The following is a 3560-nucleotide window of genomic DNA, read 5'->3' as shown; positions in this document are numbered from 1 at the left end:
ATCAGGCCGACGCCCGGCGTCGAATGCCGGGTCTTGGCGATCGTCGCGTCGACCTTGTGACCGGGCAACTGTCCGCCCTCGCCGGGCTTTGCGCCCTGCGCTACCTTGATCTGCAGCATATCCGCATTGACCAGATATTCGGCGGTGACGCCGAAACGGCCCGACGCGATCTGCTTGATGGCCGAACGCTCGCGCGGATAGGAGCCATCAGGCAGCTTCAGATAGCGATCCGATTCCTCGCCGCCCTCGCCGGTGTTCGACTTGCCGCCGATCTGGTTCATGGCGATCGCGAGCGTGGTGTGGGCCTCGCGCGAGATCGAGCCGAACGACATCGCCCCGGTCGAGAACCGCTTGACGATTTCCGACGCCGGCTCGACATTTTCGAGCGGCACCGGCTTGCGGCCGATCTCGCTGGCATTCTTGATGCGGAACAGGCCGCGGATCGTGTTCATGCGCAGCGCCGTGGCGTTTTCCATCTTCGCGAACGCATCATAGCGGTCGCGGGCATTGCCACGCACAGCATGCTGCAGCTCGGCAACCGCATCCGGCGTCCAGGCATGGGCCTCGCCGCGCATGCGGTAGGCATATTCGCCGCCGATATCTAGCGTTGAGGACAACACCGGGTCCTTGCCGAAGGCAGACGCATGCCGCGCCACGGTTTCTTCCGCGACCTCGGTCAGGCCGACGCCCTCGATCATCGAGGCGGTTCCGAAGAAGAATTTCTCGACGAATTCCGAAGACAGGCCGATCGCATCGAAAATCTGCGCGCCGCAATAGGACTGATAGGTCGAAATGCCCATCTTCGACATGACCTTGAGCATGCCCTTGCCGACCGCCTTGATGAAGCGATAGACCACTTCGCCGGCATCGACCTCCTGCGGGAACAGGCCCTTGGCGTGCATGTCGGCAAGCGTGTCGAAGGCGAGATAGGGGTTGATCGCCTCCGCGCCATAGCCCGCAAGACAGCAGAAATGATGGATTTCGCGCGGCTCGCCCGATTCGACCACGAGGCCGACCGAGGTGCGAAGACCCTTGCGGATCAGGTGGTGATGCACGGCGGCGGTCGCCAGCAGCGCCGGGATCGCGATCCGGTCCGGGCCGATCTGGCGGTCAGACAGCACGATGATGTTGTAACCGCCGCGCACGGCGGCTTCCGCCCGCTCGCACAGCCGGTCGATCATCGCCGGCATGCCTTCCGCGCCCTGTTCGACGCCATAGGTGATGTCGAGCGTCTTGGTGTCGAACCGGTCCTCGGTGTGGCCAATCGAGCGGATCTTTTCGAGATCGCCATTGGTCAGGATCGGCTGGCGCACCTCAAGACGCTTTTCGCGGGAAGCCCCCTCGTGATCGAGAATATTCGGACGCGGGCCGATGAACGAGACCAGGCTCATCACCAGTTCCTCGCGGATCGGATCGATCGGAGGGTTGGTGACCTGGGCGAAGTTCTGCTTGAAATAGGTGTAGAGCAGCTTCGACTTGTCCGACATCGCCGAGATCGGCGTATCGGTGCCCATCGAGCCGATCGCTTCCTGACCGGTGGTCGCCATCGGCGACATCAGGATCTTGGTATCTTCCTGGGTGTAGCCGAAGGCCTGCTGGCGGTCGAGCAGCGACACGTCGCGGCGCAGTGCACGGGGCTCTACCGGGTTCAGGTCTTCCAGAATGAGCTGGGTGCGGCCGAGCCAGTCCTGATAGGGATGCATGCCGGCAAGTTCCGACTTGATCTCCTCATCGGAGATGATCCGGCCCTTGTCCATGTCGATCAGCAGCATCTTGCCCGGCTGGAGACGCCACTTGGCGACGATGTTTTCCTCTTCCACCGGCAGCACGCCGGCTTCGGACGCCATGATGATCCGGTCATCCTTGGTGATCAGGTAGCGCGCCGGGCGCAGACCATTGCGGTCCAGCGTCGCGCCGATCTGGCGGCCATCGGTGAAGGCGACGGCGGCGGGGCCGTCCCACGGCTCCATCAGCGAGGCATGATATTCGTAGAACGCCTTGCGCTCCGGGCTCATCGACAGGTTGCCGGCCCAGGCTTCCGGGATCAGCATCATCACGGCATGCGCCATGGAATAGCCGCCCTGCACCAGGAATTCGAGCGCGTTGTCGAAACAGGCGGTGTCGGACTGTCCTTCGTATGAGATCGGCCACAGCTTGGAGATATCCTCGCCGAACAGCGGCGAGGACACCGACGCCTGACGCGCGGCCATCCAGTTCACATTGCCGCGCAGCGTGTTGATCTCGCCGTTATGGGCGACCATGCGATAGGGGTGCGACAGCTTCCAGGACGGGAAGGTGTTGGTCGAAAACCGCTGATGGACGAGGGCGACGGCCGATTCGAACCGCGGATCGGACAGGTCCTTGTAATAGGCGCCGACCTGATAGGCGAGGAACATGCCCTTGTAGACGATGGTCGAGGACGACATCGACACGGCATAGAAATCCTCGGTCGCCTCCGGGCTTTCGGAGAAGATCGTGTTCGAGATCACCTTGCGCAGCACGAACAGACGGCGCTCGAATTCCTGCTGCGAATGGGCGCGCTGGCCGGCGCCGATGAACACCTGAAGGTGATAGGGCTCGGTCGCGGCGATATCCGGGGCCTTCGACAGCGAGGAATTGTCGACCGGCACTTCGCGGAAGCCAAGGAAACTCTGCCCCTCATCGACGATCACCTTCTCGATGATCGCCTTGTAGTGGGCGATCCGGGCCTCGTCGCGCGGCATGAAGAAGTAGCCGACGGCATATTCGCCGACCTTCGGCAGGGTGACGCCTTGCTTGGCCATCTCCTCGCGGAAGAAGCGGTCGGGAATCTGCATCAGCATGCCGGCGCCATCGCCCATCAGCGGATCGGCGCCGACAGCGCCGCGATGGGTAAGGTTTTCCAGGATGAACAACCCGTCGCGCACGATCTGGTGCGACTTCTCGCCCTTCATATGGGCGATGAAGCCGACGCCGCAGGCATCGTGTTCGTTGCGGGGATCGTAAAGACCCTGACGTTTGGGGCGACGACCGGTAGCTGCTTTGGCTTCGGTCGCCACGGAGGCAAGCTCAGTGACCGGTGCACCATCAAGCGCTATGGGCGTCATCTTCGTCATTCAAGATCTCCTAAAATCCTGCCGGATGCAGGCGAAGCCGGGGCACACAGGCGAGCCAGGACGATCGTCCCTCTCCGGCCTGCCATCAATTTCACTTAAGTCCGAAGCGGAAACCATGAGCAACCGTCATGGAAAACCGACCGGCCGTGTCCTGACTGATCAGACGCGGAAGCTTTCCGTCGTCCGAAAGGGCCATTATAGACCCAAAGCGGTATGACGTCAGCCCCTCGGCGGCAATCCGGCCAGACACAAAAATAGGACAGCATAACTGTCCTATCTGCACTTCATGCCAGAAACAACACAAACTGGCAAGCAAAATCACAACGCCGGCCCGGCCAAGGCGAGTGAAAATTACCCAAAGGCCGCCGCCAGCGCAATAAAGTTACGCTAACCGGTTGACATTCGTAATTCGTGAAAGAAAGAGGCCATTTTCGGGCAGAATCCACGCCTGCCGGCCCCAATCGC

1 protein-coding gene is annotated in these 3560 nt (G+C 61.8%); it reads right to left on the bottom strand.

Going from position 1 to position 3560, the window contains the following annotated elements; translation table 11 throughout:
* The coding region (locus B4E36_RS03830) for a glutamate synthase central domain-containing protein (protein WP_414673725.1) at positions 1-3095 on the bottom strand (3095 nt) is incomplete at its 3' end.
* Between the last annotated feature and the right edge of the window lie 465 nt (positions 3096-3560).

Source organism: Martelella sp. UBA3392, from assembly GCF_002358775.1.
Classification (GTDB): domain Bacteria; phylum Pseudomonadota; class Alphaproteobacteria; order Rhizobiales; family Rhizobiaceae; genus Martelella; species Martelella mediterranea.
The sequence above is the reverse complement of the archived record's forward strand: the minus strand, read 5'-3'. Positions and strand labels throughout refer to the sequence as shown.